This window comes from Streptomyces canus (assembly GCF_001514145.1).
Lineage (GTDB): Bacteria > Actinomycetota > Actinomycetes > Streptomycetales > Streptomycetaceae > Streptomyces > Streptomyces canus.
The window spans coordinates 519,063-546,055 of the sequence record NZ_KQ948660.1; the positions used below are offsets into that span (position 1 = coordinate 519,063).

General features: G+C 69.2%; 24 protein-coding genes and 1 tRNA gene. 14 read left to right on the plus strand and 11 right to left on the minus strand.

The annotated features are described in order from the left end of the window. Positions 1-29 precede the first annotated feature (29 nt). Positions 30-725 carry a response regulator transcription factor gene (locus AQJ46_RS19215; RefSeq protein ID WP_059206742.1) on the plus strand — a complete coding sequence of 232 codons (696 nt, stop codon included), beginning with the start codon at positions 30-32 and terminating at the stop codon, positions 723-725. Next, positions 718-1,833, plus strand: a complete 1,116-nt coding sequence (locus tag AQJ46_RS19220) for a sensor histidine kinase (RefSeq protein WP_208616950.1) — start codon at positions 718-720, stop codon at positions 1,831-1,833. The genes AQJ46_RS19215 and AQJ46_RS19220 overlap by 8 nt, the downstream gene beginning before the upstream one ends. A gap of 15 nt (positions 1,834-1,848) precedes the next feature. On the opposite strand, the gene AQJ46_RS19225 is transcribed toward AQJ46_RS19220, so the two are convergent. After that, a tRNA-Thr gene (locus tag AQJ46_RS19225) sits at positions 1,849-1,922 on the minus strand. 111 nt (positions 1,923-2,033) lie between these two features. Here AQJ46_RS19225 and AQJ46_RS19230 point away from each other — a divergent pair. From AQJ46_RS19230 to AQJ46_RS19245, 5 genes are all read left to right on the plus strand, one after another. Next, positions 2,034-3,104, plus strand: a complete 1,071-nt coding sequence (locus AQJ46_RS19230) for an RNA-guided endonuclease InsQ/TnpB family protein (RefSeq protein WP_225887358.1) — start codon at positions 2,034-2,036, stop codon at positions 3,102-3,104. A gap of 32 nt (positions 3,105-3,136) precedes the next feature. Next, entirely contained in the window at positions 3,137-3,364 is a 228-nt protein-coding gene (locus tag AQJ46_RS57255; RefSeq protein WP_225887359.1) for a zinc ribbon domain-containing protein, read from the plus strand. Between the two features lie 320 nt (positions 3,365-3,684). After that, the gene (locus AQJ46_RS19235; protein WP_020122889.1) at positions 3,685-4,821 is read left to right on the plus strand and encodes an ABC transporter ATP-binding protein; all 1,137 of its coding nucleotides are present in this window, start codon (positions 3,685-3,687) and stop codon (positions 4,819-4,821) included. 216 nt (positions 4,822-5,037) lie between these two features. Beyond that, positions 5,038-5,496 (plus strand): hypothetical protein, encoded by a 459-nt coding sequence (locus tag AQJ46_RS19240; protein WP_059206744.1) that lies wholly within the window; start codon positions 5,038-5,040, stop codon positions 5,494-5,496. A 59-nt stretch (positions 5,497-5,555) separates the two neighbouring features. Then, a complete protein-coding gene (locus tag AQJ46_RS19245) occupies positions 5,556-6,287 on the plus strand; it encodes a nucleotidyltransferase family protein (protein ID WP_059206745.1) in 732 nt (243 codons plus the stop codon). A gap of 108 nt (positions 6,288-6,395) precedes the next feature. On the opposite strand, the gene AQJ46_RS19250 is transcribed toward AQJ46_RS19245, so the two are convergent. From AQJ46_RS19250 to AQJ46_RS19275, 6 genes are all read right to left on the minus strand, one after another. Beyond that, entirely contained in the window at positions 6,396-8,009 is a 1,614-nt protein-coding gene (locus AQJ46_RS19250) for a DoxX family protein (protein WP_079072343.1), read from the minus strand. 118 nt (positions 8,010-8,127) lie between these two features. Then, complete coding sequence (rlmB, locus tag AQJ46_RS19255; protein WP_057608678.1) at positions 8,128-9,069, minus strand: 23S rRNA (guanosine(2251)-2'-O)-methyltransferase RlmB; 942 nt, start codon at positions 9,067-9,069, stop codon at positions 8,128-8,130. A gap of 102 nt (positions 9,070-9,171) precedes the next feature. Further along, complete coding sequence (gene cysS, locus AQJ46_RS19260; protein WP_059206747.1) at positions 9,172-10,569, minus strand: cysteine--tRNA ligase; 1,398 nt, start codon at positions 10,567-10,569, stop codon at positions 9,172-9,174. 72 nt (positions 10,570-10,641) lie between these two features. Next, positions 10,642-11,133, minus strand: coding sequence for a 2-C-methyl-D-erythritol 2,4-cyclodiphosphate synthase (gene ispF / locus AQJ46_RS19265; protein WP_057608680.1), 492 nt, complete (start codon positions 11,131-11,133; stop codon positions 10,642-10,644). Continuing rightward, on the minus strand, positions 11,123-11,887 hold the full coding sequence (gene ispD / locus AQJ46_RS19270) for a 2-C-methyl-D-erythritol 4-phosphate cytidylyltransferase (RefSeq protein ID WP_059206748.1): 765 nt from the start codon (positions 11,885-11,887) through the stop codon (positions 11,123-11,125). The genes ispF and ispD overlap by 11 nt, the downstream gene beginning before the upstream one ends. 314 nt (positions 11,888-12,201) lie before the next feature. Next, complete coding sequence (locus tag AQJ46_RS19275; protein WP_003953493.1) at positions 12,202-12,684, minus strand: CarD family transcriptional regulator; 483 nt, start codon at positions 12,682-12,684, stop codon at positions 12,202-12,204. Between the two features lie 598 nt (positions 12,685-13,282). Here AQJ46_RS19275 and AQJ46_RS19280 point away from each other — a divergent pair. Continuing rightward, a complete protein-coding gene (locus AQJ46_RS19280; RefSeq protein ID WP_059206749.1) occupies positions 13,283-13,945 on the plus strand; it encodes a copper chaperone PCu(A)C in 663 nt (220 codons plus the stop codon). A gap of 80 nt (positions 13,946-14,025) precedes the next feature. Here the strand turns inward: AQJ46_RS19280 and AQJ46_RS19285 are convergent, their stop codons facing one another. Beyond that, complete coding sequence (locus AQJ46_RS19285; protein ID WP_009340348.1) at positions 14,026-14,706, minus strand: response regulator transcription factor; 681 nt, start codon at positions 14,704-14,706, stop codon at positions 14,026-14,028. Then, positions 14,703-15,956: a sensor histidine kinase gene (locus AQJ46_RS19290; protein WP_057608683.1), complete on the minus strand. Its 1,254-nt coding sequence runs from the start codon at positions 15,954-15,956 to the stop codon at positions 14,703-14,705. Before AQJ46_RS19290 ends, AQJ46_RS19285 begins: the two co-directional genes overlap by 4 nt. A gap of 223 nt (positions 15,957-16,179) precedes the next feature. Between AQJ46_RS19290 and phoU the strand changes: the two genes are divergently transcribed. Next, entirely contained in the window at positions 16,180-16,869 is a 690-nt protein-coding gene (gene phoU / locus AQJ46_RS19295; protein WP_057608684.1) for a phosphate signaling complex protein PhoU, read from the plus strand. Positions 16,870-18,163: 1,294 nt separating this feature from the next. Beyond that, complete coding sequence (locus AQJ46_RS19305; RefSeq protein ID WP_159064036.1) at positions 18,164-18,490, plus strand: hypothetical protein; 327 nt, start codon at positions 18,164-18,166, stop codon at positions 18,488-18,490. A gap of 280 nt (positions 18,491-18,770) precedes the next feature. Here the strand turns inward: AQJ46_RS19305 and AQJ46_RS19310 are convergent, their stop codons facing one another. Then, a complete protein-coding gene (locus tag AQJ46_RS19310) occupies positions 18,771-19,367 on the minus strand; it encodes a hypothetical protein (protein WP_159064037.1) in 597 nt (198 codons plus the stop codon). A gap of 10 nt (positions 19,368-19,377) precedes the next feature. Here AQJ46_RS19310 and AQJ46_RS55470 point away from each other — a divergent pair, with 10 nt between their 5' ends. Further along, on the plus strand, positions 19,378-19,566 hold the full coding sequence (locus AQJ46_RS55470) for a hypothetical protein (protein ID WP_159064038.1): 189 nt from the start codon (positions 19,378-19,380) through the stop codon (positions 19,564-19,566). 261 nt (positions 19,567-19,827) lie between these two features. Here AQJ46_RS55470 and AQJ46_RS19315 read toward each other — a convergent pair whose 3' ends face one another. Then, entirely contained in the window at positions 19,828-20,550 is a 723-nt protein-coding gene (locus tag AQJ46_RS19315) for a hypothetical protein (protein ID WP_159064039.1), read from the minus strand. 1,339 nt (positions 20,551-21,889) lie between these two features. Here AQJ46_RS19315 and AQJ46_RS19325 point away from each other — a divergent pair. Genes AQJ46_RS19325 through AQJ46_RS19335 form a run of 3 tightly spaced genes read left to right on the plus strand, consistent with a single transcriptional unit; the run spans position 21,890 to position 26,991 of the window. After that, a complete protein-coding gene (locus tag AQJ46_RS19325; RefSeq protein WP_059206754.1) occupies positions 21,890-22,534 on the plus strand; it encodes an RNA polymerase sigma factor in 645 nt (214 codons plus the stop codon). Next, positions 22,531-23,616 carry a CU044_5270 family protein gene (locus AQJ46_RS19330; protein WP_059206755.1) on the plus strand — a complete coding sequence of 362 codons (1,086 nt, stop codon included), beginning with the start codon at positions 22,531-22,533 and terminating at the stop codon, positions 23,614-23,616. The genes AQJ46_RS19325 and AQJ46_RS19330 overlap by 4 nt, the downstream gene beginning before the upstream one ends. Next, positions 23,617-26,991: a S8 family peptidase gene (locus tag AQJ46_RS19335; RefSeq protein WP_059206756.1), complete on the plus strand. Its 3,375-nt coding sequence runs from the start codon at positions 23,617-23,619 to the stop codon at positions 26,989-26,991. The last annotated feature ends 2 nt before the right edge of the window (positions 26,992-26,993 follow it).

Sequence of the window (26,993 nt, forward strand, 5' to 3'; positions counted from 1 at the left end):
AATATGCGCCCACTCGTAGCATCGAAGGCATGCGTGTGTTGATCGTCGAGGACGAGCTCTACATGGCAGAAGCCATCCGCGACGGCCTACGCCTGGAAGCGATCGCCGCCGACATCGCGGGCGACGGCGACACCGCTCTGGAACTGCTGAGCATCAACACCTACGACATCGCCGTCCTCGACCGGGACATCCCCGGCCCCTCCGGCGACGAGATCGCCACACGCATCATCGCCTCCGGCACCGGCATGCCGATCCTCATGCTCACCGCGGCCGACCGACTCGACGACAAGGCCACCGGCTTCGAACTCGGCGCCGACGACTACCTCACCAAACCCTTCGAACTCCAGGAACTCGTGCTCCGGCTCCGAGCACTCGACCGCAGGCGCGCCCACAACAGACCACCCGTGCGGGAGATCGCGGGCCTGCGTCTGGACCCGTTCCGCAGAGAGGTCTACCGGGACGACCGCTACGTCGCGCTGACCCGGAAACAGTTCGCCGTCCTAGAAGTCCTCGTCGGCGCCGAAGGCGGAGTCGTCAGCGCCGAGGAACTCCTGGAACGCGCGTGGGACGCGAACGCCGACCCGTTCACCAACGCCGTACGCATCACCGTCTCGGCCCTGCGCAAGCGTCTCGGCGAACCCCTGATCATCGCCACCGTGCCGGGCGCCGGATACCGCATCGACGCCCAGCCGGACACCGGCCACGAGGGAGACGAACGTGGATAGGGCACCAGGCTTGAGCGTTCGCCTCAAACTCACCCTCAGCTACGCCGGATTCCTCATGCTGGCCGGAGTCCTGCTGCTCGCCGCGGTATGGCTGTTCCTCCTGCGCTACGTCCCCGACCGCGCGATGCTCTACAACCCCGACGACAAGCCCACGGGCGGTGTCTTCCCCATCCGCTCCGCCCTCCTGGCCGTATTCGCCCCGAGGGCAGCCGCCGTACTGGCCTTCCTGCTCGTGTTCGGCCTCGTCGGGGGCTGGATCCTCGCCGGCCGCATGCTCGCCCCCCTGACACGCATCGCCGACGCCACCCGCAGAGCCACACACGGATCCCTCTCCCACCGGATCCGGCTCCCGGGCCGCAAGGACGAGTTCCGCGAACTCGCCGACGCCTTCGACACGATGCTCACGCGACTCGAAGCACACGTCGCCGAACAGCGCAGATTCGCGGCCAACGCCTCGCACGAACTGCGCACCCCGCTGGCGGTCTCCAAGGCCCTCCTCGACGTGGCCCGCACCGATCCGAACCGCGACACCGACGAACTCATCGACCGCCTCCACACCGTCAACACCCGGGCGATCGACCTCACCGAAGCCCTGCTCCTGGTCGGCCGCGCCGAACAGCGGTCGTTCACCCGAGAACGCGTCGACCTGTCCCTCCTGGCGGAAGAAGCCACCGAGACCCTCCTGCCCCTCGCGGAAAAGCACGGCGTCACCCTCGAAACCAGCGGCGAGATCACCACCACGACCGGATCACCGGCACTGCTGCTCCAGCTGACCACGAACCTCGTGCACAACGCGATCGTCCACAACCTGCCCGACCAGGGCACCGTGTGGGTCCACACCGACGCCCGCCCCGGAACAGTGGTCCTCACCGTCGAGAACACCGGCGAGCAGCTCGCCCCGGAACTGATCCCGACCCTCACCGAACCCTTCCAGCGCGGCACCGAACGCATCCACACCGACCACGCGGGCGTCGGCCTCGGCCTGGCCATCGTCAAGACCATCACCCAGGCCCACGACGGAACCCTGACCCTGACCCCGCGCGCCGCGGGCGGGCTGCGCATCAGCGTGGAGCTGCCAACACAAAACCCCAGGTCAGACGGAGTCTGACCTGGGGTTCGACAGAGCCCCCTGTCGGATTCGAACCGACGACCTGATCATTACAAGTGATCCGCTCTGGCCATCTGAGCTAAGGAGGCATCGCGCACTACACCGCCGTACGCGAAGGCTGCACCACTCTACACAGAGCCCGTTTCCCCAAGCCACGAAGTTCCGCACTCCACACGCTCCCAAACCGTGCGTAACCACCCGTGCACCCGTTCGTTGATCGAGCTGACGTGCTGTTCCGAAGATCGGATCGTCAGGGAGGGGTCATGGGGGAGACGGAGACCGCGCACATCAAGCGTGAGGTCCTCGGCATCGGCGATCGCCAAAAGCACCACACACGCAAGGCGACTCCGCTGAAGTCCCACGCCAAGGCGCCCGACGCGCATCACCGCCTCTACCGGTTCCGCTTCTATCCGACCGAGGAGCAGGCCGAGCAGTTGCAGCGGACGTTCGGAGCGTGTCGGTGGGTCTACAACGAGGGGCTGGCGCTGCGTTCGGGGGCCTGGGAGCGGTATCGGGTGAATGTGGGGTTTGCGGAGACGATTCGGGCGTTGACCGGTTGGAAGCGGAAGGAGGAGACGGCGTGGTTGAGGGACGTGTCGTCGACGGTGCTTCAGCAGTCTCTGCGTCTCTTCTTCAAGGGTGAGGCCAGGTATCCGAGGCGGAAGAAGAAGGGTCGTTCGCGGGATACGGCGACGTATGTGCGTACGGGGTTCAAGTGGGTGGAGGATCCGGGGCGGCCGGGGACCGGGCTGATCACGTTGGCGAAGCAGTCGGTGCCGTTGGACATCCGGTGGTCTCGGGCGTTGCCTGCCGGAGAGGTTCCGGTGCGGTTGTCGGTGACGCGGGATCGGGCCGGCCGGTACTTCGTGTCCGTGCTGGTGGAGGAGCGGATAGCGCCGCTGCCCGTGGTGTTCGTGCCTGGGACGCGGGAGCAGAAGGCCGTCGGGGTGGATGTCGGGCTGGCGTCGCTGGTGATCCTGGACGACGGTACGAAGTTCGATCATCCGCGGTTGTTGAAGCGGTACGCGGAGAAGTTGGCGCGGTTGCAGCGGGAGTTGCACAGGAAGGTGCGGGGATCGAAGAACCGGCAGAAGGTCCGGGAGAAGATCGCGCGGCTTTACGCCCTGATCAGTGATGTACGCAGGGACATGCTGAATCAGCTCACCACCCGCCTCGTGCGCGAGAACCAAGTGCTCGTGGTGGAGGACCTGTCGGTGCGGACCTTGATGCGTGCGGCGCGCGGCAAGGACGGCGGCGGAAGGCGAAGCTGAATCAGGCGATCGTCGATGCTTCGTGGGGCGAGTTGCTTCGGCAGTTGCGCTACAAGTGCGAGTGGTACGGCCGGACGCTGGTGGTCGTGGACCGCTTCTTCCCTTCGACGCGACGGTGCTCCGCCTGTCACGCCATGGGTCCGAGGATGGATGTCTCGGTTCGGCAGTGGACGTGTGCCGAGTGCGGGGCCCTGCATGATCGCGATGTGAACGCTGCCGTGAACCTCAGGGACGAGGGTTTGCGTTTGCTGGCCGCGTAGAGCGCGGCCGGTGCAGTACGGACCGACGGGCCGTCGGCCGGAATGCCTGTGAAGTCCGTGTAAGACCGGTCAGGCGCAGCTCGCAGCGGCTGTGTGTGGTCGGCTGTGGACGATGAAGCAGGAAGCCGCGAGGTGAGGTCAAAAGGGAGTTGTTTTGCCCCGTTCGAAAGTTTCCGCGAAGTTCACAGTCCGCCAGGTACTGACATACGCCTGAACGCCAGGTACCGTCCTGACCCAGTCCACCTGTGTGGACTACACCACCACCTTCCTACAACGGATCGTCCGGCACGTTCCTGCCGGTAGAAGGGGGCCTCTGAGCCATGGCCACTGTTTCGTTCGACAAGGCGACCCGCATTTACCCGGGTTCCACGAAGCCCGCCGTCGACGGTCTCGACATCCACATCGAGGACGGCGAGTTCCTCGTCCTGGTCGGCCCGTCCGGCTGTGGCAAGTCCACCTCGCTCCGCATGCTGGCGGGGCTCGAGGACGTCAACGGCGGCGCCATCCGCATCGGCGACCGCGACGTGACGCACCTGCCGCCGAAGGACCGGGACATCGCCATGGTGTTCCAGAACTACGCGCTGTACCCGCACATGACCGTCGCCGACAACATGGGCTTCGCGCTCAAGATCGCCGGCATCAACAAGGCGGAGATCCGGCAGAAGGTCGAGGAGGCCGCGAAGATCCTCGACCTCACCGAGTACCTGGACCGCAAGCCGAAGGCCCTCTCCGGCGGTCAGCGCCAGCGTGTCGCGATGGGCCGCGCCATCGTGCGTGAGCCGCAGGTCTTCCTCATGGACGAGCCGCTGTCCAACCTGGACGCCAAGCTCCGTGTGTCGACGCGTACGCAGATCGCCTCGCTCCAGCGCCGTCTGGGCATCACCACCGTCTACGTCACCCACGACCAGGTCGAGGCCATGACGATGGGCGACCGCGTGGCCGTGCTCAAGGACGGTCTGCTCCAGCAGGTCGACTCCCCGCGCAACATGTACGACCGCCCGGCGAACCTCTTCGTCGCCGGCTTCATCGGCTCCCCGGCGATGAACCTCGTCGAGGTCCCGATCACCGACGGCGGTGTGAAGTTCGGCAACAGTGTGGTGCCCGTCAACCGCGAGGCCCTCAAGGCCGCCTCCGACAAGGGTGACACCACGGTGACCGTGGGCGTCCGCCCCGAGCACTTCGACATCGTCGAGCACAACGGCGCCGCCGCCTCGGCCCTCTCCAAGGACACCGAGGACGCTCCGGCCGGTCTCGCGGTCTCCGTGAACGTCGTCGAGGAGCTCGGCGCCGACGGCTACGTCTACGGCTCCGCCAAGGTCGACGGCGAGCTGAAGGACCTGGTCGTCCGCGTCAGCGGCCGCGCGGTCCCGGAGAAGGGCGCCACGCTGCACGTCGTGCCGCGTCCGGGCGAGACCCACGTGTTCTCGACCTCCACGGGCGAGCGCCTCACCGACTGAGGACGTACGGCAACAATTCACCCGGGTTGACGAAGAGGGCCCCGCAGACCAGCTGCGGGGCCCTTTTCGCGTCGGAAGGTTGTCGACAAATACCCCGGCAGACCGGTCATTTCGAGCAGTGTGCGTCAACGCCCTACCCAAAAATCGGCACCGTCTCATCCCCCGAACCGGTGACTAAATGTCGCCAAGTCATTACCGCACGCTACCCTCACACGCGTGAAGCACACCACTAACCAGCAGACGCGACGCGGCCGGGGCCCCGCCCGCCGTATCGGCCGCTCCCTCGCCCTTGTCCTGCCCGTCGTCCTGGTGCTCTCCGGGACCCTCGCGGTCACCCGAGTCAACTGGTCGGGGGATCCGTCGAGCTCCTCGGTGCTCACCGCGGCGGACGCCACGGTCTCGGACAGCAAGCCGCGCAGCGCGCGCGTCGCGCCGCAGGACGTCCTGCGCGAGCAGCTCCTGACCGAGCTCCAGGAGAAGGACCCGGGCACCGCCCTCACGCACCTCCAGGAGGCCGTGAACGAGCGTCCCTCGCTCGCCAGGCACTGCGTGTCCATCGCGAGGGCCCTGGGCCGCGCGGCGGTCCGTGTGTACGGCCCCACGCGCGCGCAGTCGTACGCCCGCCCGGTCTGCGACACGTCCTTCGCGACGGGTGTGGCGGCCGCGCACAGCTGACTCCGTGAGAAGGGATGCCGACCTAGGTCGGGGAAGGGGCGCGCCGTAGAGTTCCGGTCATGACCGATCCGAACGCCGCGTCCCGTCCCACTCAGGCCGTGATCCTGGCCGGTGGCCAGGGTTCCCGGCTGCGTCCCTACACCGACGACCGGCCCAAGCCGATGGTCGAGATTCCCGGTACGGGGACTCCGATCATCGGCCATCAGCTTGTCTGGCTCGCCGAGGAGGGCGTGACGGACGTCGTGGTCAGCTGTGGGCATCTCGCCGAGGTGCTGCAGGAGTGGCTGAAGACGGCCGAGCTCCCGGTGCGCGTCCAGACCGTGATCGAGACCGAGCCGCTCGGGCGGGGTGGCGGTCTGAAGTACGCGGCCGCGCATCTGCCGCATCCGGACCGGGCGTGGTACGCGACGAACGGTGACATCTGGACCCGTTTCTCGCTGCGCGACATGGCGGACTTCCACACCGAGCGGGACGCGATCGCGACGCTCGCGCTGGCGCGGCCGCGGATTCCTTGGGGGGCGGTGCAGACCGACGGGTTCGGGCACATCACGGACTTCATAGAGGCGCCGCCGTCGACGTTCGAGATCAACGCGGGTGTGTACGTCTTCTCGCCCGGGTTCGCCGATCTGCTGCCGGAGCGGGGGGATCATGAGCGGACGACGTTCCCCACGCTTGCGCGTGAGCTGCGGCTGGCCGGGTTCCCGATCCCTCAGGGGGCGTACTGGCGGGCCATCGACACGGCGAAGGATCTGACCGAGGCGGCGAAGGAATTGGCGGCACTGGGCCGATAGAGGCATCGGCCTGCGAAAAGGTCCCGCACCTCCATGGGTGCGGGACCTTTTCGTGGGCCCATGTCTCTCAGCCGGTGGGCTTGCCCAGTACGTCGCCCACCGGCCCGCCTACCCCAACAGGCCGCCCACCAGGCCCGGTTCGCCGGAGGAGGAGCCTCCTGTGTCGGAGCCGCCTGTTGAACCGCCGGAGGTGCTGGTGCCTCCGGTGGGGCCCGATGTGGTGCTGGGGGCCTGCTGGGCCGGAGGGGACTGCTGGGACGAGGTCTGGCCCGTGGTGCCCTGGGTCTGGCTGGGCGAACCGCCGGCGGTGGCGCCGCTGTCGCGGGTGGCGTCGGGGGTGGCCGAGGTGCCGGCGGACGGACCGCTGGTGGCGCCCTGGCTCGGCGAGGTGGATGCCGACGGGCTCTTCTTGCGGGCCTTGGCGGAGTCCTGCGGGAGCGGGGAGCCGGGCAGTTCGTTGCGCGGGGCCTCGCCGGGGCCGGGGACGATCACCCGGTCGGCGTCCCGGACGGCACCGCCGAGGACGGAGCCGATCAGGAGGGTGAGGCCGGTGGCGATGGCCGTGATGAGGGCGCCGCGGCGCAGGACGTAACGGCGCAGCTCCCAGATGTCGGAGAGGGGTCCGAGGCGGCGCCAGGCGCTGCCCGCGAGGCGGCCGTCGATGGAGTAGACGGGGGCGCCGGCGATGATCAGCGGGGACCAGGCGGCGAGGTAGATGATGTCGGGGGTGTCGTAGGCGGGGACGCTCTTCCAGCTGACGGTGACGAGGAGCGCGGCGGACAGGCCTGCGCCGACGACCGCGGCGACGCGCTGCCAGCAGCCCAGGATCGTCAGGACGCCCACGATGACCTGGAGGAAGGCGATGACGAGGCCGGAGCCGACGGGGTGCTGGAGGGCGAACTGGCGCAGTGGTTCGGCCACGTCCCACGGGTGCAGGGTGTTGAGCCACTTGACCATGGAGCCGCGTTTGCCGCCGTCGAAGTAGACGGGGTCGCAGAGCTTGCCCATGCCGGCGTAGATGGAGATGAAGCCGAGGAAGATCCGGAGCGGGAGGAGGACGACGCCCAGGTTCATCCGGCGGCCCGGGTAGTACGCGTGCCGCGCGGCTTCGTCGCTCTGCCGCCTCGTGGCGCGGTCGGCGGGGGTCTCGTCGAAGCCGTCGTCGAACTCCTCGCCCTGGTAGGCGGGTTCGTCGTACGCGCTGCCGGCTGTGCGCATGTGGGGCAGGAGTCGGGTGCCGTCGCCGAGGGGTGTGCGTTGGGCGCCGACGAGCGGGGTCGCCATGGTCTGGGCCAACTCGCCGCCGTTGTCGGCCTGGTAGCCGTGGTCGACGTCGATGCGGGGGATGACCTGGGTGGCTCCGGCGTCGGCGGCGGGCGGCTCGGCATGGCCGACACTGCCGCCTCGCACGGCCTGGAGCAGGCGGTGGGCGCCGGTGTCGTCGGGGGCGGACCTGCCGCTCCACACGACGGGCCGGCGGCGCCCCGCGGTGCCGACGGCCGGCATCCGGGCGGTGTCCTCGGCGGCGATCAAGTGCCGTGCGATCCGCGGGGATTGGGCGCGTCTCGTCGACGCGCCCAACTGCACGCGGAAGCTCGCATGATTGACGATGATCTGCGCCGGATCGCTCGGCACCTTCACCATGCTCAGCGCGGGAGCGTCGTCGAATCCCGACGGGCCGTCCCCCGTGGGTGTGCGGGGTGTTCTGGTGTCCACACTCATCTAACCGAGTGACGTGTGCTTAGGACACTGCTTTGACTCGCCGGATCTGTCCGGACCCCGTCAAGCTTGCCCCGTACGCCAGGAACACCCCATGTGGGGGACTGCGCCGAACAGCCGTTCAGGCCCGCCGACGCGCCGCCTCGTACAGCACGATTCCCGCCGCCACACCGGCGTTCAGCGACTCGGCGCCGCCCGGCATCGGGATCCGCACCCGGTAGTCGCAGGTCTCGCCGACCAGGCGGGACAGGCCCTTGCCCTCGCTGCCGACCACGATGACGACGGGACCGCCGAGGGCTGCCAGCTCACCGACCTCGTGCTCGCCGTCGGCGGCGAGGCCGACGACCGCGATGCCCTGCTTCTTGTACGCCTCCAGCGCGCGCGTCAGGTTGGTGCAGCGGGCGACAGGGGTGCGGGCGGCCGTCCCGGCGGACGACTTCCACGCACCGGCGGTCATGCCGGCGGCGCGCCGTTCGGGCACGAGGACGCCGTGGCCGCCGAAGGCGGAGACGGAGCGTACGGCGGCACCGAGGTTGCGCGGGTCGGTCACGCCGTCGAGGGCCACGATCAGCGGATCCTGCCCCTCGTCGTAGGCGGCGCCCGCGAGGTCCTCGGGGTGGGCGTACTCGTACGGCGGGACCTGGAGGACCAGGCCCTGGTGGTTGAGCCCGTTGGTCATGCGGTCGAGCTCGGGACGGGGGGCCTCCATGAGGTGGACGCCGCCCCGGTCGGCGACGAGCTGGAGCGCCTCGCGCACGCGTTCGTCGTTGTCGATGAACTGCTGGACGTAGAGCGTCACCGCGGGCACGCCCTCGCGCAGCGCCTCGACGACGGGGTTGCGGCCGACGACCATCTCGGAGGTGCCCTTGCCGCCCCGGCCGCGCGCCACGGGACGGCGTACCGCCTGCTTCGCCTTGGCGTTGGCGACACGGTTCTTCTTGTGGCCCTTGCGCATCTCGGCGGGCGGGGTCGGCCCCTTGCCCTCCAGGCCCCTGCGCCGCTGGCCGCCACTGCCGACCTGCGCGCCCTTCTTGCCGGACATGCGGCGGTTGTTGGCTGCCATGACCTACCTGTTCTACGTGAGTGTCTGTGTCGGTGAAACGTTCGTACGTCTATGCAGTGTGCCGCCCGGAGGGCCGGGCGGCACAATCGATCAAGAAAGGAGCTAGCGGGGACCCAGCGTCCAGCGCGGCCCCTGCGGGCCGTCCTCGATGGTCAGTCCCGACTGGCCCAGCTGGTCGCGGATGGCGTCCGCGGTGGCCCAGTCCTTGCGGGCGCGGGCCGCCTCCCGCTGGTCGAGGACCAGGCGTACGAGGCTGTCGACGACGCCGTGCAGATCGTCGCCGCGATCGGTCTCACCGGCCCAGTGCGCGTCGAGCGGGTCGAGGCCGAGGACGCCGAGCATGGCGCGCACCTCGGCGAGGCGGGCCACCGCGGCCTCCTTGTCGTCGGCCGCGAGGGCGCTGTTGCCCTGCCGGACGGTGGTGTGCACGACGGCGAGCGCCTGCGGGACGCCCAGGTCGTCGTCCATGGCCTCGGCGAAGGCGGGCGGCACCTCGGCGGCGGGCTCCACGGGACCGGCCTTCTCGACCACCCGCTGCACGAAGCCCTCGATCCGCGCGAACGCCGACTCGGCCTCGCGCAGGGCGTCCTGGCTGTACTCGATCATCGAGCGGTAGTGCGGGGTGCCGAGGTAGTAGCGCAGCACGATCGGCCGCCACTCCTTGACCATCTCGGAGACGAGCACCGAGTTGCCCAGCGACTTGGACATCTTGTCGCCGGCCATGGTGACCCAGGCGTTGTGCACCCAGTACTGCGCGAAGTCGTCGCCGAACGCCTTGGCCTGGGCGATCTCGTTCTCGTGGTGCGGGAAGATCAGGTCGAGGCCGCCGCCGTGGATGTCGAAGGCGGTGCCCAGGTACTTGTGGGCCATCGCCGAGCACTCCAGGTGCCAGCCGGGGCGACCGGGGCCCCACGGCGTCGACCAGGTCGGTTCACCCGGCTTGGCGGACTTCCACATGGCGAAGTCACGCGCGTCCCGCTTGCCGGTCTCGCCGTCGCCGGACGGCTGGAGCAGGTTGTCCAGCTCCTGCCGCGACAGCTCCAGGTAGCCCGGGAAGGAGCGCACGTCGAAGTAGACGTTGCCGTCGGACTCGTAGGCGTGGCCGCGCTCGATGAGGCCCTGCATCATCTCGACCATCTCGGTCACGTGCCCGGTGGCACGCGGCTCGTAGGTGGGCGGGAGGCAGCCGAGAGCGGTGTAGCCGTCGTTGAACGCGCGCTCGTTCTCGTACCCGATCGACCACCAGGGGCGCTTCTGCTCTGCCGCCTTGGCGATGATCTTGTCGTCGATGTCGGTGACGTTGCGGATGAACGTGACGTCGTAGCCGCGGTACTCGAACCAGCGGCGCATGATGTCGAAGTTCAGGCCGGAGCGGATGTGGCCGATGTGCGGGGCCGCCTGCACCGTGGCGCCACACAGGTAGATCGAGACACAGCCCGGCGTGAGCGGGGCGAAGTCACGGATCTGCCGGGCGCTGGTGTCGTACAGGCGAATAGTCACGGCACCTAGGGTAGTGGGCCGAAGGGGGTGCGTGGAGCAGTCCTTTTGTCACCCTTCCCTTACGGCCGATTGTCACCCTTCCCTTACGACCAGGGCCGTCGCGACCGCCATCAGACCCTCGCCGCGCCCCGGGAAGCCGAGGCCGTCCGTGGTCGCCCCCGACACCGACACCGGGGCGCCCGCCGCCTCCGACAGGATTTTCTGCGCCTCGTCCCTGCGCTTGCCGATCTTCGGCCGCGGACCCACCACCTGTACGGCGATGTTGCCGATCCGGAAGCCCGCCGCACGCACGATCCGGGCCGCCTCCGTCAACAGGGTGACGCCCGATGCACCCGACCACTCGGGACGGCCGGTACCGAAGTGCTGTCCCAGGTCGCCGAGGCCGGCCGCGGAGAAGAGCGCGTTGCACGCAGCGTGGGCGACGACGTCCGCGTCGGAGTGGCCGGCCAGGCCCGTGCCCTCGCCCTCCCACTTCAGGCCCGCGCACCACAGCTCGCGGCCCTCCTCGAAGGCGTGGATGTCGGTGCCGATGCCGACCTGCGGCAACACGGACTCAGAAGCCATCGTTGAGCCTCCTGCGGGCCAGGACCGCCTCCGCGAGGACCAGGTCCAGCGGGCGGGTCACCTTGAAGGCCTCCTCGTGGCCGGGCACGACCATGACCGTGAGACCCAGCTGCTCGACCATGCTCGCGTCGTCGGTGACGTCCTCGGTGACGCTCTCGTGGGCGCGGATCAGGGTCGCCCGGTCGAAACCCTGGGGTGTCTGTACGGCCCGCAGGCGCGCGCGGACCGGGGTCGCGACCACCGGCTCCGGCTCGCCGGGAACGGTCGCCGGCTCGACCTCCTTCACGGTGTCCGCGAGGGGCAGCGCCGGGACGACGGCGGGCGCGCCGTCCCGTACGGCCTCGATGACCGCGTCGACCGTGTCGACCGGGACGAGCGGGCGGGCCGCGTCATGGACCAGGACGATGCCGAAGTCGGGGGGCAGGGCGTCCAGACCGAGCCGGACCGATTCCTGACGGGAGTCACCGCCGGGGACGACGAGGAAGTCCGTCCGCTCGGGCAGCGCGTGGGCGTCGAGGAGCGACTTGACCTCGCCGGCGCCGTCGGGCGGGGCCACGACGACGACCAGGGAGACGGCGCGGGACGCGGCCATCGCACGGACCGCGTGGATCAGCATGGGGGTGCCGTTCAGCGCGCGGAGCGCTTTGGGGGCGCCCGGACCGAGGCGTACGCCCCTTCCGGCGGCCGGAATCACCACCGCGGTGCGGGCTTCCGCACGTGCTTCGGCGGGCCAAGGGCGCGAAACGTCAGACATCGGTTCCTGTCAGGTTTGTGTGCTCGGCCAACGTGGGTACGGACACAGCGTGCCGGGCGCGACGCCTTGACCGGACCCTTCCGTGACGCCGGTCGAGCCAGCTGCCCGGGCCCGGCACGCCAAGTATCGGGGGATCTTTCTCCGAGAGGAACACGCGCACGTCAGTACGGGGCGTCGGTCCGGCATCCGGAGACAGACATGCCGCAGCGCCCGGCGACAGCTGTTGCGTCATCGGGCACCGCGGCATTTCAGTGCGGCAATTCGGATTCAGTGTGTGCTGAGCTGAGCGGGCAAGGTGCCTGCACAGGGACCGCTCAGGACGCGAGAACCTCGTCGAGCAGCGCCTCGGCCTTGTCCTCGTTGGTGTTCTCCGCGAGGGCGAGTTCACTCACCAGGATCTGCCGAGCCTTGGCGAGCATGCGCTTCTCACCTGCGGAGAGTCCGCGCTCGCGCTCACGACGCCACAGGTCGCGCACGACTTCCGCGACCTTGATGACATCGCCGGAGGCGAGCTTCTCCAGGTTTGCCTTGTATCGACGGGACCAGTTCGTGGGCTCCTCGGCGTACGGTGCGCGCAGCACCTCGAAGACCCGGTCCAGCCCATCCTGACCGACCACATCACGCACGCCGACGAACTCCGCATTGTCCGCTGGCACACGCACCGTCAGGTCACCCTGGGCGACCTTCAGAACCAAGTAGGTCTTGTCCACGCCTTTGATCTGGCGAGTTTCGATAGCCTCGATCAGCGCGGCCCCGTGATGGGGATAGACCACGGTGTCGCCAACCTTGAACGTCATGTGACAGGTACCCCTTCCGTGGCTATCCAGGGTAACACGGAAACTGCGGGTTCTGAATGGCGTTTTCGCAGGTCAGGGCATATCTCGGGGCTTGACAACAGCAACAGGAACGTGCTGCGCGGGCCGAGCGGAAGAAGGTATTCGCAGGTCGGAGCGGCTCTCCGGGGGAGGTGAAACGCGTACGTTACACACATCCGGAAGCCCTTCCAGACGGGCTAACGTCCACAAATGTCCGGTTCCACGTGTGCGACTTACGCTACTCCGTTCGGAGCCAGGAGTCGGTTCCGCGCCGATTCAGAAATTGATCACACGAGCCGGACGGATCAGCTGGTGATCAATTCCGGGGGCGGTCGCGCATTCCTTCACGGAAGTTTTGCTACTGGATGCCGAAGGCTCTTATGTGAATGCCGGACGAGCGCCGGAGTGCGGGGCCGAAGTGACTCATGAGTCACTTGTGAACCGGAGTGACCGGAGAGATACGCCTCTAGGGGAGGGTCGGGTGCGGCCAGGTGGGAACGGCTCGGTAACCTGAGGCCGCTGACAGACACTTAGCGCGGCTTTACGGCCGCCTCGCTCAAGTCAAGGAGTTGCCGCCGCCGTGAGCAGCAGCCTTCGACGCGGCGTCCTCGCCGCCGCCGCCATCGCGTTCTCGGTCACCGCGCTCTCCGCGTGCGCGGCCGGAACCAACGCCCAGACGCTGGAGGTCAAGCCGGACAACGCGGAGACCAGCGTCGGCGGCATCAGTCTCCAGAACGTCGTGGTCGTCACCCAGCCCGCCACCGAGGCCTCGGGCGAGACCAAGGGCCCCGCCGTGGTCTCCGCCACCGTCTTCAACACCACCGGCACCGCCCAGACGCTGGACGCCGTGAGGGTCGAGGGCGGCGGCAGCGCCGAGATCACGCCCGCCAAGGGCAAGGGCAAGGGCAAGGTGACCGTCCCGGCGCACGGCTCCGTGATCCTGGGCGGCAAGGGCAACGCCTCCGCCGCGGTGGCCGAGATCGGCGAGAGCGTCAAGGACGGCAACGCCCAGAAGGTCACCTTCACCTTCAGCACGACCGGTGACGTGAGCCTGCGCGCCTTCGTGGTCCCGGCCGACAGCTACTTCACCAAGTGGGGCCCGAGCGCCGTCCCCTCGGCGCCGGAGAAGCCGGCCGAGCCGTCCGCCACTCCGACCGGCTCCGCGACCCCGACGGGCGCGGCCACGCCGACCGACGCGGCCTCCGCGAGCGCGACGGCCACCGGGTCGGCCGCGAGCCACTGAGCAGCCGTACGAGACCGTCGTACGACACGAAGGGCGGGACCTCCGAGGAGGTCCCGCCCTTCGGCGTGAGGCGTTCCTCTTTACGGCTCGAACTTGTAGCCGAGACCCCGCACCGTCACCAGGTACCTCGGCGCGCCCGGGTCCGGCTCGATCTTGGCGCGCAGGCGCTTGACGTGGACGTCGAGGGTCTTGGTGTCGCCGACGTAGTCGGCGCCCCAGACGCGGTCGATGAGCTGCATGCGGGTCAGGACGCGGCCGGCGTTGCGCAGCAGCATCTCCAGCAGGTCGAACTCCTTGAGGGGCAGGTCGACCTTGGAGCCGGAGACCGTGACCACGTGGCGGTCCACGTCCATGCGGACCGGACCGGCCTCCAGGGCGGCCGGGGTGACCTCCTCGGGCTCGCCACGGCGGCGCAGGACGGCGCGGATGCGGGCGACCAGCTCGCGCGAGGAGAACGGCTTGGTGACATAGTCATCGGCTCCTATTTCCAGGCCGACGACCTTGTCGATCTCGCTGTCCTTGGCGGTCACCATGATGACGGGGACGTTGGAGCGGCCGCGCAGCTGGCGGCAGACCTCGGTGCCGGGCAGGCCCGGCAGCATCAGGTCGAGGAGGACGAGGTCGGCGCCGTTGCGCTCGAACTCGTCGAGTCCGTCGGGGCCCGTGGTCGCGATGGCGACCTCGAAGCCCTCCTTGCGGAGCATGTACGAAAGGGCGTCGGAGAAGGACTCCTCGTCCTCGACGACGAGCACTCGGGTCACGGAAGGACCTCCGGGGCGGGAAGCGGGTCGTAAGAAGCCGACTCGGGAGTGGGCCCGTCCTCGTCGTCGAGGTCGGGGTGCTGGAGCGCGCGGTCGCGGGCCGCGCCCGCCTCCGGCAGCCTGAGGGTGAACGTGGAGCCCTGTCCCTCAGAACTCCACACCGTGACCTCCCCGCCGTGCGAGGCGGCCACGTGCTTGACGATCGCGAGACCGAGTCCGGTCCCGCCGGTCTGGCGGGAGCGGGCCGGGTCGACGCGGTAGAAGCGCTCGAAGATGCGCTCCTTGTCCTTGTCGGAGATGCCGATGCCCTGGTCGGTGACGGCGACCTCGATCAGGTCGCCGCTCGGCACGGACACCCGGCGGGCGGCTATGCCGACCCGGGTGCGGGCGGGCGAGTAGTTGACGGCGTTCTCGACGAGGTTGCCGAGAGCGGCGGCGAGCTGGCCGCGGTTGCCCCAGACGCGCAGCTCGGCCGCGCCGGCGGCGGCCATGGTGATCTGCTTGGTGCCCGCCTGGTGCCGGCACCGGTCGATGGCCTCGGCGACCAGCTCGTCCACGCGGACGGGCTCGGCGTCCTCCAGCGGGTCGTCGTTCTGCACCCGGGAGAGGTCGATGAGCTCCTGGACCAGGCTGGTCAGGCGGGTGGCCTCGATCTGCATCCGGCCGGCGAAGCGCTCCACGGCCTCCGGGTCCTCCGAGGCGTCCATGACGGCCTCGGACAGGAGGGAGAGGGCGCCCACGGGGGTCTTGAGTTCGTGGCTGACGTTCGCGACGAAGTCACGTCGTACCGCTTCGATCCGCCGGGCCTCGGTGAGGTCCTCCACGAGGAGCAGAACCAGCCGGGAGCCGAGGGGCGCGACCCGCGCGGAGACCGCGAGTGCCTCCCCGCGTCCGGTACCCCGCCTGGGCAGGTCCAGCTCGACCTGCCGTATCTCCCCGTCCCTCCTGGTGTCCCGGGCCATCTGGAGCATCGGCTCCACGGAGAGCTTGCCGCCGCGGACCAGCCCGAGGGCGTACGCGGCGGAGCTGGCCTTGACCACGGCGTCGGCCTCGTCGAGGACCACGGCCGAGGAGCGGAGCACGGAGAGGACGGTGTCCACGCCCGGCGGAAGCACCGGGTCCGTGTGCAGGGAGGTGCGGGTGGGGCGTTTCTGCTCCCGCTCGCTCCAGCGGAACGCCAGCATGGCGATGACGCCGGTGAGCACACCGGCGATCGCTGCCGCTGCGGCGACCGCCGCGTTCACGTCCATGCCTCCAGGTTAGGCATGGGATCGGTCCTGGCCACAGCCGTCCGAGTGCGAGCTCGAACACTCGTCGCCCAGAGTTCACCTTGGAGCCAGTATTGGTTCATTTGGGAGGGCGGAAACGGACGCGTACAGGACCGAACGTGGGAGCGTGGGGTACGCAGCACCGGTTACACGGCCGGTTTTGGCCCCTGGAACCCACAGGAATGACGTACGAGAGGGAACCCTGATGCGGGACGCGTACCACGAGGAACTTGATTCGATCGGCGACGGTCTGGTGGAGATGGCCCGGCTGGTCGGCTCGGCGATCGGACGCGCCACGACGGCCATCCTCGACTCCGACCTGAAGCTGGCCGAGAGCGTGATCGAGGCCGACCAGAAGGTGGACGACCTCCAGCACGACCTGGAGGCCCGGGCGATAGCGCTGCTCGCCCGGCAGCAGCCGGTGGCGACGGACCTCCGTATCGTCGTCACCTCGCTGCGCATGTCGGCCGACCTGGAGCGTTCCGGCGACCTGGCCCAGCACGTGGCGAAGCTGGCCCGGCTGCGCTTCCCCGAGAAGGCCATCCCGCACGACCTGCACGCGACCATCCTGGAGATGGGCCAGCTGGCGCAGCGTCTGATGGCCAAGGCGGCGGAGGTCATCATCACCAAGGACGTCGACCTGGCGCTCCAGCTGGAGCAGGACGACGACGAGATGGACCTGCTGCACCGCACCCTCTTCCAGCACCTGCTGGACGACAAGTGGAAGCACGGCATCGAGACGGCGGTCGACGTGACGCTGCTCGGCCGTTATTACGAGCGGTTCGCCGACCACGCGGTGTCGGTCGCCAAGCGGGTGGTGTACCTGGTGACGGGTGAGCACGCGGACGACCTCCAGCAGGACGTCCAGCCGGTGACGGGAGTGGAGGGGGCCTGATCCCTCCCGGGGTGTTCCCGGGGTGTGCCGGGTCCCGTTCGGGGCGGGTGCAAGCCTCTGTGCGCCGTTGATGCGCCCAGTGGAGCGGGCATCCAATGGGCACAGGGCCCGATCCGACAGTCGGTCCGGCAGTCGGCACGTTCTGGCTCTCGCCTCGAGGAGGGACCCATGGCCGAATCCCCCAGCACTCCCCAGCCCGACCCCACGCAGGAACGCCCGACCGAGCAGCCCGCCGCGATCAGGACCCTGACGGTCATCGGCGCGTGCGGCTGCGGCTCGGGCTGCGGGTGCGGGTGCCAGTCGGGCAATCCGTGCCAGTGTGGCTGAATCCTGTACAGCTGAACCGTGTACGGCTGATTCGTGTACGGCGGTGAGGGGCCCCGGGGGATACCGGGGCCCTTCGTCGTGTTCAGAGGTCAGAGGGCAGTGTGGGTGACCATGAGCTGGACCTCGGGGGTGGCGCTGAGACGGCCGATATCGGTGGGGTCGGTCCGGAGCGCGAGATCGATGCGGCGTATACGGCCTGCGACACCTCGACGGACGCCGTCAGAACGAGCCGCTCCCGTGCCTCGTCGCACGCCGACGCCTGGAACGCCTGCCTTATCTTGGCCGCCCTCGCCTGCGGGTCCGAGTAGTCCTCGCCGGCGGCCAGCCGCATGGCCTATTGCGCACGGCGACGGGCCACCAGACAGTCCGCGTACATGGTGCGGCGGTCCTGCAGCCGGTTGTCCCTGACCGTCCGCCGCCACTGCAAGTGCTCACCGGCCAACGTCGACCCGACCCCGAGCACCGCTCCAAGGGCCGTTCCCACCAGAGTCCCCACTCCACGGGGAAGATCGTGCCACACACCCCATGAGGCGGACGAGCCGAATGCGACCCGGTGAAACCGCGGGGCACGGTGCGGCGTCTTGAGGTACAAGACCGGGAGAACGTAAACGAGTTACGCCATCTCGGCCCTGTCTGGACGTACCAGGGAGGATGGTCCGAAATGGCACCCCGAAACCGTTCCCTGTCCCGCGCCGCAGCTCTGAGCATGGCCGCGGCGGCAGTGGCCCTACTGACAAGCTGCACACCGAGCACCGGCACCACACACAGCAGCGCCCCGACCACAGCGAAAACACCCTCGTCGTCACCGCAGACACCCACGGAGCAGGACGGTCCGACGGACTCGACCAGCTCGAATGGCTCAGGCGGATCGGGCAGCTCGGGCGGCTCAGCTGGATCGCCCCAGCCGACAACTGCCGGCGTCCCGGCCAGGACCGACGCCTGCCGCTCACTACCGGTGTCCCCCACCGTGAAGGCGAACGTCACGGCGGCCTACGGCAAACAGGCTCAGCCACCCCTGAGCCACATCACCCCGGTCAAGGGCACCTTCTACTACGGCAGTTGCGACGGAACCTTCTACGCCGGAACCCGCTTCCAGCTCACTCCCGGCAGCACGGAGGCGGAGCAGGTGGCCCTGCAGGACGACGGAGCCGTGATGAAGTACTTCATCGACCGCCCCGGCACCGGCTGGACCTTCCTGGCCAGCGACACCTTCCCCGCCTCCCCCCAGGGCTGCGCCGCCATCCCCCAAATCCCCTCCCACCTGTCCACCCTGTGGAACAACTGCCGCCCCTGACCAAACCTCGACCGCCCGCCCGAAAGCCACCGAGCACAAACCAGCCCCCTACCTGCAGCAGAACCGCGGGCAGGGGGCTTGAGCAATCCGGGTTACTTCTTCTTGCCCTGGGTCTTGCCGGGGGTCTTGGTGAGCTGGGTTTTTGCTGGTCGGGGGCAGTGGGCCCGTGCGCCTGGTGGTCGTCGTTGGCCACTGTTGAGCGGCCTCGGACGGCCCAGAGACGGCCCGAGCCGAGGTCCTCGCTCCTTGCCGTTAGCCCGTCTCGCTGTGCTTCGCTGGCCTAGATGACAGGGCTTCCGAGGGAGCCGCAGGCGGCATCGGCGAACTCGTCACGAACCGCTTGAAACCGCTCTAGCAACGGATCACGGAGCCATCCGCCCATCATGAGGTCCCAACAGACCACGGAATTGGCCACATCAAGCACCTGATCGATCTGCTCCATGGTGAGGGCGTGACTTTCCTGCAACACGAACTGCAGGAAATCAAGCTGCGCCCACCGATCCTCGTCTTCTAGGCTCCCCCATCGAGCTAGGAGATCCCAGGCGACGAACGCCGAACCATGGTGCGGGTCTTCGCAAATCTCTGCATCACGCGGGCACCAGTGGTCCTCCAGAGCGCTGACCGCTGATCGAAGCACAGCTCTCCGCAGTGCCAACTTCTCCAGCCCCAAGCTCTGCTTCAGTACCTCCCGCGCTCGGGCTGTGATGGCCGGCGGCCCCAGTACAGCAACACCTGCCTGGGCCTCAACTACTAGGGTGACCTTCTGATCTAGTAGGTCCTTGCGGGACTCGTGGGGAAACGGCTGGTAGCTCTCGCACCGTTCGTACGAAAGGGTCTGCTGCGCGTAGAAACTGCGTGTACGCGACGCGACGCTCACCCTCCAGCGCATGCTCGCGACCAGCACGACCCTGGAGCCGAGCGGCCTGCACCGCAGCCTCGGACTGGCCAAGTCCAACGGCTACTGCGGCATCAGCAGCTCTGTCCATGCTTCGCCTGGTCCAGTGCGCGGCGACCAGGGTGGCCGGGACGGTAATGAACGCTGTAACAACCGTCGTTACGGCTACTACTCCTTCTAATGACACGTGATGCATGGTGCCGCCGCGCGTTCCGCGAAGTGTCAGTTGTGCTGAACCTGGGACGGCGCCAACGAACTGTGCATACAGGCACTCGAACCTCAGCTTGGGAAGCTGCGGGCTTCTGGGGCCTGTTGGGCCGCTGAACTGGGCGTACGGATTGGTTGGGGCCTCGTGGAGCTCGCTATTTTTACCGTGATTCCCCGCTGTTCCCCGCTCGATCTGGTGCGGTTGTGGTGCGGCCCCTGAGGCATGGCAACGAGGTCAGTGCTCGCGTCGGCCGCACTCAGCTGGGTAGAGGACAGAACCCGGGAGGACTTCGGACGGTGGTTGCCCAAGGTGGAAGCATGCGGCGCCCGAGCCGTCGGTCGTCAACGCGTCGATCCACACGGTGGTTGCTGCAGGTCGCTCGGAATGTGGGTTGTGCAGCTCGGCTTCGCCCGGTGTTGCGAAGGGCGCGCCTTCGAGTGCGGCGAGGGCGGTCAGAGTGCCGTCAGGCTGGTGTTCTGTCTCCTCGATGGTCATCCGCCAGTGAAGCTCTGCCTCTGCCAGGAGTTGCTTGCCGGATTTCCCGTGGACGAGAAGAGTGCTGCGACGGCCGCGGATGAGGCGCGCTATGGCGCAGCAGAGCGGGACGTCGGTGCCGTAGGGGGTGTAGACCCGGTTGTGGCCGGCAGTCGGGAAGTAGCCCAGCGCGTCTGCCAGGAGCCCGATGGCTGCCTCCTTGATGCGCGGCCGCTGACCATGCTCGACGAGATCCAGCAGGACCGGTGTAGCAGCGTAGGCCGCAGGAAACACCATGGCAGCGTGGCTGCAGACGAATCCCCCACCGGCCAGCAGAGACGCGGCGTCGCCCGTCTCGTTGGCCGTGGTGGACACCGTCAGCAGTCGTAGTGCGTGAGCAACCCGTTCCGGATCGTCGCATTGGTGCCACGTCGGGTTGGGTATCGTCGACCAGTTCACGGCGTCAATGGCGTCAAGAGACACCCTCGCATTCTGCCGCACGATCTGGCACGACCTCTTCGTCCCGAAGCAACTTGGGTGGGGGCGTTGCCATGGGCTGGTGGGCACCTCACCTCCTTAGCTCTAGCCGGATCGGTGCGTGACGGCCCGGGGCTCCTGGGCGGGCCCGGAGGGGCGCTACCGTGCTGGGGTGGCGGTACCTGGCTGCTTTACCGCAAGACCCAAACGGGGGGGACCATGGAACGGCATGTGCTGGAACTGCTGTTGGCCGGTGATGACGAGGCGTCCGTGATGCTCTGACCACCCTCCGCAGCGGCTCCACCTACTGGGTGGGAGATCGTGCACAACCCGCAGGCCAGCATGCCGGAGTCTTCAAGCGCCGTCTTCAGCGCATGCGGATGCACGGACTCGAACCTCTTGGGCTGGAACGAGCAGTGCAGCTCATCCGGGAAGATGGCCGGCCCGTGCGCACAGGGCTGATTGATTCTGCCGATCGGACATGGACCACCCTGCTCTTTCTCACCGAGGACGGCAGCGCACTGGTGGCCTGCGCCGGCTGGCCGCTGCCGCTGGTTGTCGGGGAGCCACCGCTTTAGGAGTTCGATCAACGCCCGCCCCTTGGGCCGTCGTCGGTAGGTCCGACGGTCGTCCGAAGATGTTGCTGCATGCCGCCGTCCGGCCCTGTTGATGTCAGAGTTGGATGTCAGCGAAACAGCTCCGATGCTGGGCAGACCTCCAACGGATCGCCTGGTCGGTCCGCCTACTGCCACTACATGTGCACCGCCACGAAGTCCGGCAGCTCCGTCGGCCGTCGTCGTCCTGCCCGGCGAGCACCAGGCCGCGCGGCAACAGGGCTGTTGCACTCGGGACAGGGCGGAGCATCGTCGGGCAAGGGAGATCTATTCCGGGCGCGCCTGGATGGCTTGTGCCTGGACCGGCGCGATCGTCAGCGCGAGGCCCTGGCCCCGTCGGTTCTCGGCCGCTCCGGTCCGCAAGTGTTGCGGCCCGTGGGCGAGCAGCTCTGCCGAAGCCCGGGCTCTGGTTTGCGTACGACGACAACGGCGCCGTTCACCGTCGGTGAGACCGGTGCCCGCCCGTGCCGGTGGGCGTTGCCGGATCAGCCTGTTCCGCGCCCGCGTTCGACCTCGACACCTCCAACAGCTTCTCGACCAGCCTGCGCACCCCCGGACCGGGTCCCGCATCAGATCGGGCGCCTTGCTTTCGGGCCTCGCAGCCTGAGCGGTGCGCGGGTGAGCGGCTGCCATGTCCACCGAGTCCTCGTGCGGTCACCGCCCCGGTGACCTGTGCGACGGCTGTGACGTGTCTCACCGGAAATCGCCCGCGCCGTACGTCAGTTCAAGACGTGACCACAGATATGCGACCCCGGGTGCGAAACGGAGATCCGGACGCCTTCGCGGAACTCTTCGACGAGTGCGCCCGCGCGGTGTACAACCACGCCTTCCGGCTGACCGCCGACTGGTCGCTGGCCGAGGACGTGATGTCGACGACCTTCATGGAGGCGTGGCGGCGCCGGGCCTCGGTCGAGGCCGAAGGCGGCTCGCTGCGGCCGTGGCTGCTGGGCATCGCCACCAACGTCGCCCGCTCCCACCACCGCAGCAACCGCCGCTTCCGCAACGCGGCGAGCGCCGCGGCAGCCGCGCACGCCGCCGAGGAACGGGTCGAGGACCACGCCGAGGAGACCGCCGGACGCCTGGACGACCGGCGCCGTATCAACGCCACGCTCGCCGCCCTCAGTCTGCTCAAGCGTCCCGAGCGTGAGGTCCTGACGCTGTGCCTGTGGGAGGGGATGGAGTACGCCGAGGCGGCCCGCGCCCTCGGCATCCCGGTCGGCACCGTCCGCTCCCGCCTCTCCCGCGCCCGCGCCCGGCTGCGCAAGCTCGCCGATGCACAACTGCTCGGAGAAAAACGGGAACCCACCCGCACCAACCGGCAGACAACAGGTGATCGCGGATACGCGGTCCGGTCCGCACAGGAAGGAAACCGATGAACGCCAGCCCCTCCCACCGGCCCCACCCGGCCGAGTGGACGGAGACGCAGAGTCTGCTGCCCTCCGCCGAGCGGGATCTGCCGGCGGGCCGCCACCAGTTCCACAAGGAGCAGATGATGGCCCGGATCCACGAAGACCTCCGCACCTCCTCCCGTACGTCCGCCACCTCTCCGGTCGCGCCCGTGAAGCGCTCCAACCCGTTCCTGCGCCGTACGATCCTCCTGCCCGCCGCTGCCTTCGCCCTGGCCGGCGCGGTCGCGGGCGGCCTCGCCCTCACCGGCGGCGGAACCGACGGCGGCAGGACCGCCCTGGCCACCGGCCCCGCACTGACCACCAGGATCGGCGTCGCCGACGCCAAGGGCGCCCCCCAGCTCCTCGAACGCATCTCCCTGGCCGCCGCCGACACCTCCGCGCCCACCCCGCGCAAGGGCCAGTACATCTACATCGCCTCCATGGTGGCCGACAGCTACATCAAGACCGACGGCGACAAGAGCGAGGTGGTCAGCAACGAGCTGCACTCCCGCCAGGTCTGGAACTCCCTCGACGGCAGGGACGGCTGGCTGATCGAGGCCGGTGAGACCAGCGACAAGGGCATCACCCTGAAGAGCGACACCCCGTTCAGCGGCGCCTACAACGCCCTGGCCGCGCTGCCGACCGACCCCGACGCGCTGCTGCAGCGGATCTACCGTGCCTCGGACGCCAACCGGGACCCCGAAGTCCCGCGCGACCAGGCCGCCTTCGTCGCGATCGGCGATCTGCTGTTCGAGAGCTACCCGCCCGCCGAGGTCGGCGCCGCCCTCTACAAGGCCGCGGCCAAGATCCCCGGAGTCGTCTCGGTGGATGACGCGGTAGATGCCACGGGCCGGCACGGGGTCGCGATCGCGCGGCAGAACGACACCGACGGCGAGCGCACCGAGTGGATCTTCGACAAGAAGACGCTGCAGTTCCTCGGCGAGCGCATCGCGGTGGTCAAGGCCACGGCGGACAGTCCCCTCAAGGTCGGTACCGTCACGCACACCAGCGCGATCACCGAGCGCGCGGTCGTCGACGCCGCCAAGCAGGTCCCCGGGCAGGTGAGCTGAATGCGCGACAGAACCGCAAGCGCCTCGCTGGCCGCCCTGCTGGTGGCGGGGCTGATGACGGGTGTCTCGGTGGCGGCCACGGGCTCCGGCCTCGGCGTACGGACGCAGGACACCGCCGCGGTCGCGGCGCCCGGCAGCCCCGCCCTCGGCGCGCGGACCGCCGGCTCCGCCTCCGCGGCTGGCCGTGACGTCACCCTCCTCACCGGCGACCGGGTCCGGTTGGACGCCCGGGGCCGGGTGACGGGCGTACGGCGGGCACCGGGCCGTGAGCACGTCCCGGTGTCCGTGCGCGGCGTCGGGGGCGATCAGTACGTCGTTCCCGCCGACGCCGCCGCCCTGATCGGCCAAGGCGTCCTGGACATGCGGCTGTTCGATGTCAGCGGCCTGATACGCGCCGGCTACGACGACACCCGGCGCGGCACGCTCCCGTTGATCGTGTCGTACGAGGGCAAGTCCGCCCAGCGCAGGAGCACCCAGAAGTCACTGGTCGCGGACGCGGACGCCACCGTGAGCCGGGAGCTGCCCAGCGTGGCGGGCGCCGCGATCACCGTGCCCAAGGCCGGGGCCGACGACATGTGGCAGGCCCTCACCGAGGAGCAGGGAGTCGCGCGGGTCTGGCTGGACGGCCGGTTCAAGGCGCAGGCGGACGAAGACGGCGCGAAGGCCGGGGAGGCGGGCGGCGGCGTCGCGCAGATCGGCGCCCCGACCGCCTGGGCGGCCGGATACGACGGCAAGGGCGTCAAGGTCGCCGTCCTGGACACCGGCATCGACACCACCCACCCGGACCTCGCCGCGGCGGTGAAGGCCTCGAAGAACTTCACCGGCACCGCCGGCACCGACGACATGGTCGGCCACGGCACCCATGTGGCCGCGACGCTGGCGGGCTCGGGCGCACAGTCCGGCGGCCGGTACAAGGGCGTCGCGCCCGGTGCCGGGATCCTCGACGCCAAGGTGCTGGACGACAGCGGCGAGGGCAGCGACTCCAGCGTCATCGCCGGCCTGGAGTGGGCCGCCGGGCAGGGTGCCAAGGTGGCCAACCTCAGCCTGGGCCAGGAGGACACCCCGGGGGAGGACCCGGTCGAGGCGGCGGTGAACGCCCTCTCGAAGAGCACCGGCATGCTCACCGTCGCCGCGGCCGGCAACGAGGGCCCCGACGCGGGAACCGTCGGCTCCCCGGGGGCCGCGGAGTCGGCGCTCACCGTGGGCGCCGTCGACGGCGAGGACCGGCTGGCCGACTTCTCCAGCACCGGACCGACCGCCGACAGCGCGCTGAAACCGGACCTCACGGCGCCAGGCGTGGACATCGTCTCGGCGAGGGCGACGCACGGCTACTTGGGCGACCCGGCCGCCGACGGCTATGTCTCCATGTCGGGTACGTCGATGGCGACGCCGCATGCCGCGGGGGCGGCCGCGATCCTCGCCCAGCGGCACCCCGACTGGACCGGCGCACGGATCAAGCAGGCGCTCACCGCGTCCACCACCCCGACCACCGGCGCGACCGGCTACCAGCAGGGGACGGGCCGACTCGACATGTCCCGGGCACTGGAGGGGGCGGTGGCGAGCGAACAGACCTCCGTGTCCTTCGGCAAGCAACTGTGGCCCCACACCGACGATGGGCCGGTCACCCAGCACATCACCTACCGCAACGACGGCGACCACCCCGTCACCCTGGACCTGACGGCCACCGCGACCGGCCCCGGAGGCAGCACGTCCCCCGAAGGCATGTTCACGCTGAGCACCACACAGCTCACCGTCCCGGCGGGCGGCACCGCCGGCGTCGACCTCACCGCGGACACCCGCGTCGAGGCGGCGGACGGCGCCCACTCGGGCACGCTGCTCGCCACCGCGCGGAACGGCGCCGACCCCGCTGCCGTACGGACCGCCTTCGGCGTCGTACGCGAGGCCGAGGCATACGACCTCACCCTGAAGTTCCTCGACCGCGGCGGCCAGCCTGTGAGCGCGCCGCTGACCGAGATCCTCGGGTACTCGGGCACGTACTGGACCACGAACCTCGCGGACTCCGAGCAGATCTCCAAGGGCGTGTACCGGGTGCGGGTCCCGCGCGGCGACTACGTCGTGGACACCGTGATGGACGACGCCGGGGGCACCTCCGCGCTGGTCCGGCCGCGGCTCTCGCTGACCGGTGACACCACGGTCGTCCTCGACGCGCGCAAGGCGAAGCCGGTCGGGATCACCGCGCCGCAGGGCGCGAAGATGTCCGACGGCCAGCTCAACCTCGCCGTGGGCACCGGAGACACCGGGAGCGAACCGCACAACAGCACCCTGTTCTGGGGAACGTTCAAGAACCTGCGCACCGCGACCCTGGGACCGACCGCCCCTCCCGGGAGGCTCAGCACGCAGCTCGGCGGCCTGTGGCAGAAGGGCAGCACCACCTACCACCTGCTCCATAACCTGCCCGACCGCTTCCCCACCGGCTATCGGCACACCACGCGCATGAACGAACTGGCCCTGCTGAAGCGGAACTTCGGCTCGTCCGTCGCGCACCGCAAGGGCATCGTCAACGTCCTGTGGAGCGGCCCCACCCTGTCGCTGGGCACGGTGAGCGACCCCTTCCCGCTGCCGACGACCGCGAATATCTACGTCACCACGCCCAAGGGCTTCAAGTGGACGGCCAACCTGGGCCAGCGAAACGCCTCCGGAGACGACGAGGACGTCTTCTACGGCACGGAGAGCGCGAGGTCGTACCAGGCGGGCCGGACCTACGCGGCCACGTACAACGTCGGTGTCTTCAGCCCGATCACCGGCGGCCCGTACGGCGCACAGCGCGACGGCGACACCCTGGACCTGTGCGTCCCCGACCTCGCCGACGGGAGCGGACACCCCGCCTTCTCCACAGCGAAACGCCACACCACGGTCACCGCGGACGGCAGCACCCTGCTCGACAACGACGGCGACCTCTGCCAGACCGTGGAGAAGCTCCCGTCCGTCCCGGCCCGCTACACGATCCGAACGAACCTGACCCGCCCGCCAGGCGTGGCCACGACCACGAGCCGCCTGACAGCGGCCTGGACCTTCACGTCCAGCCCGTCCGACTCCGGCTCGCTGCCCCTCTCCACGGTCCGCTTCCACCCGAAGCTGACCCCGACCGGCACGGCCCCCGCAGGCCGCCGCACCGCGATCCCCCTCTCCCTCCAGGGCCCGGCGGCCACTGACCTGAAATCCCTGACGGTGAAGGTCTCCTACGACGCCGGCAAGACATGGTCCCCCGCCCCAGTGACCACCACCCACGGCAAAAGGACCCTCACCCTGACCCACCCGGAAAACGCCCGCTCGGTCTCCCTCAAATCCACCCTGACCGACACCACCGGCAACACCTACGCGGTGACGATCCTGAAGGCATACCTCCTGACCTGACG

What these genes read in the sequence shown, in the direction of transcription:
- AQJ46_RS19215 (WP_059206742.1), top strand. Translation starts at nt 30, where the DNA reads ATGCGTGTGTTGATCGTCGAGGACGAGCTCTACATGGCAGAAGCCATC.
- AQJ46_RS19235 (WP_020122889.1), top strand. Translation starts at nt 3,685, where the DNA reads ATGGCCACTGTTTCGTTCGACAAGGCGACCCGCATTTACCCGGGTTCC.
- AQJ46_RS19245 (WP_059206745.1), top strand. Translation starts at nt 5,556, where the DNA reads ATGACCGATCCGAACGCCGCGTCCCGTCCCACTCAGGCCGTGATCCTG.
- AQJ46_RS19250 (WP_079072343.1), bottom strand. Translation starts at nt 8,009, where the DNA reads ATGAGTGTGGACACCAGAACACCCCGCACACCCACGGGGGACGGCCCG.
- rlmB (WP_057608678.1), bottom strand. Translation starts at nt 9,069, where the DNA reads ATGGCAGCCAACAACCGCCGCATGTCCGGCAAGAAGGGCGCGCAGGTC.
- ispF (WP_057608680.1), bottom strand. Translation starts at nt 11,133, where the DNA reads ATGGCTTCTGAGTCCGTGTTGCCGCAGGTCGGCATCGGCACCGACATC.
- ispD (WP_059206748.1), bottom strand. Translation starts at nt 11,887, where the DNA reads ATGTCTGACGTTTCGCGCCCTTGGCCCGCCGAAGCACGTGCGGAAGCC.
- AQJ46_RS19275 (WP_003953493.1), bottom strand. Translation starts at nt 12,684, where the DNA reads ATGACGTTCAAGGTTGGCGACACCGTGGTCTATCCCCATCACGGGGCC.
- AQJ46_RS19290 (WP_057608683.1), bottom strand. Translation starts at nt 15,956, where the DNA reads ATGGACGTGAACGCGGCGGTCGCCGCAGCGGCAGCGATCGCCGGTGTG.
- phoU (WP_057608684.1), top strand. Translation starts at nt 16,180, where the DNA reads ATGCGGGACGCGTACCACGAGGAACTTGATTCGATCGGCGACGGTCTG.
- AQJ46_RS55470 (WP_159064038.1), top strand. Translation starts at nt 19,378, where the DNA reads ATGCTCGCGACCAGCACGACCCTGGAGCCGAGCGGCCTGCACCGCAGC.
- AQJ46_RS19330 (WP_059206755.1), top strand. Translation starts at nt 22,531, where the DNA reads ATGAACGCCAGCCCCTCCCACCGGCCCCACCCGGCCGAGTGGACGGAG.
- AQJ46_RS19335 (WP_059206756.1), top strand. Translation starts at nt 23,617, where the DNA reads ATGCGCGACAGAACCGCAAGCGCCTCGCTGGCCGCCCTGCTGGTGGCG.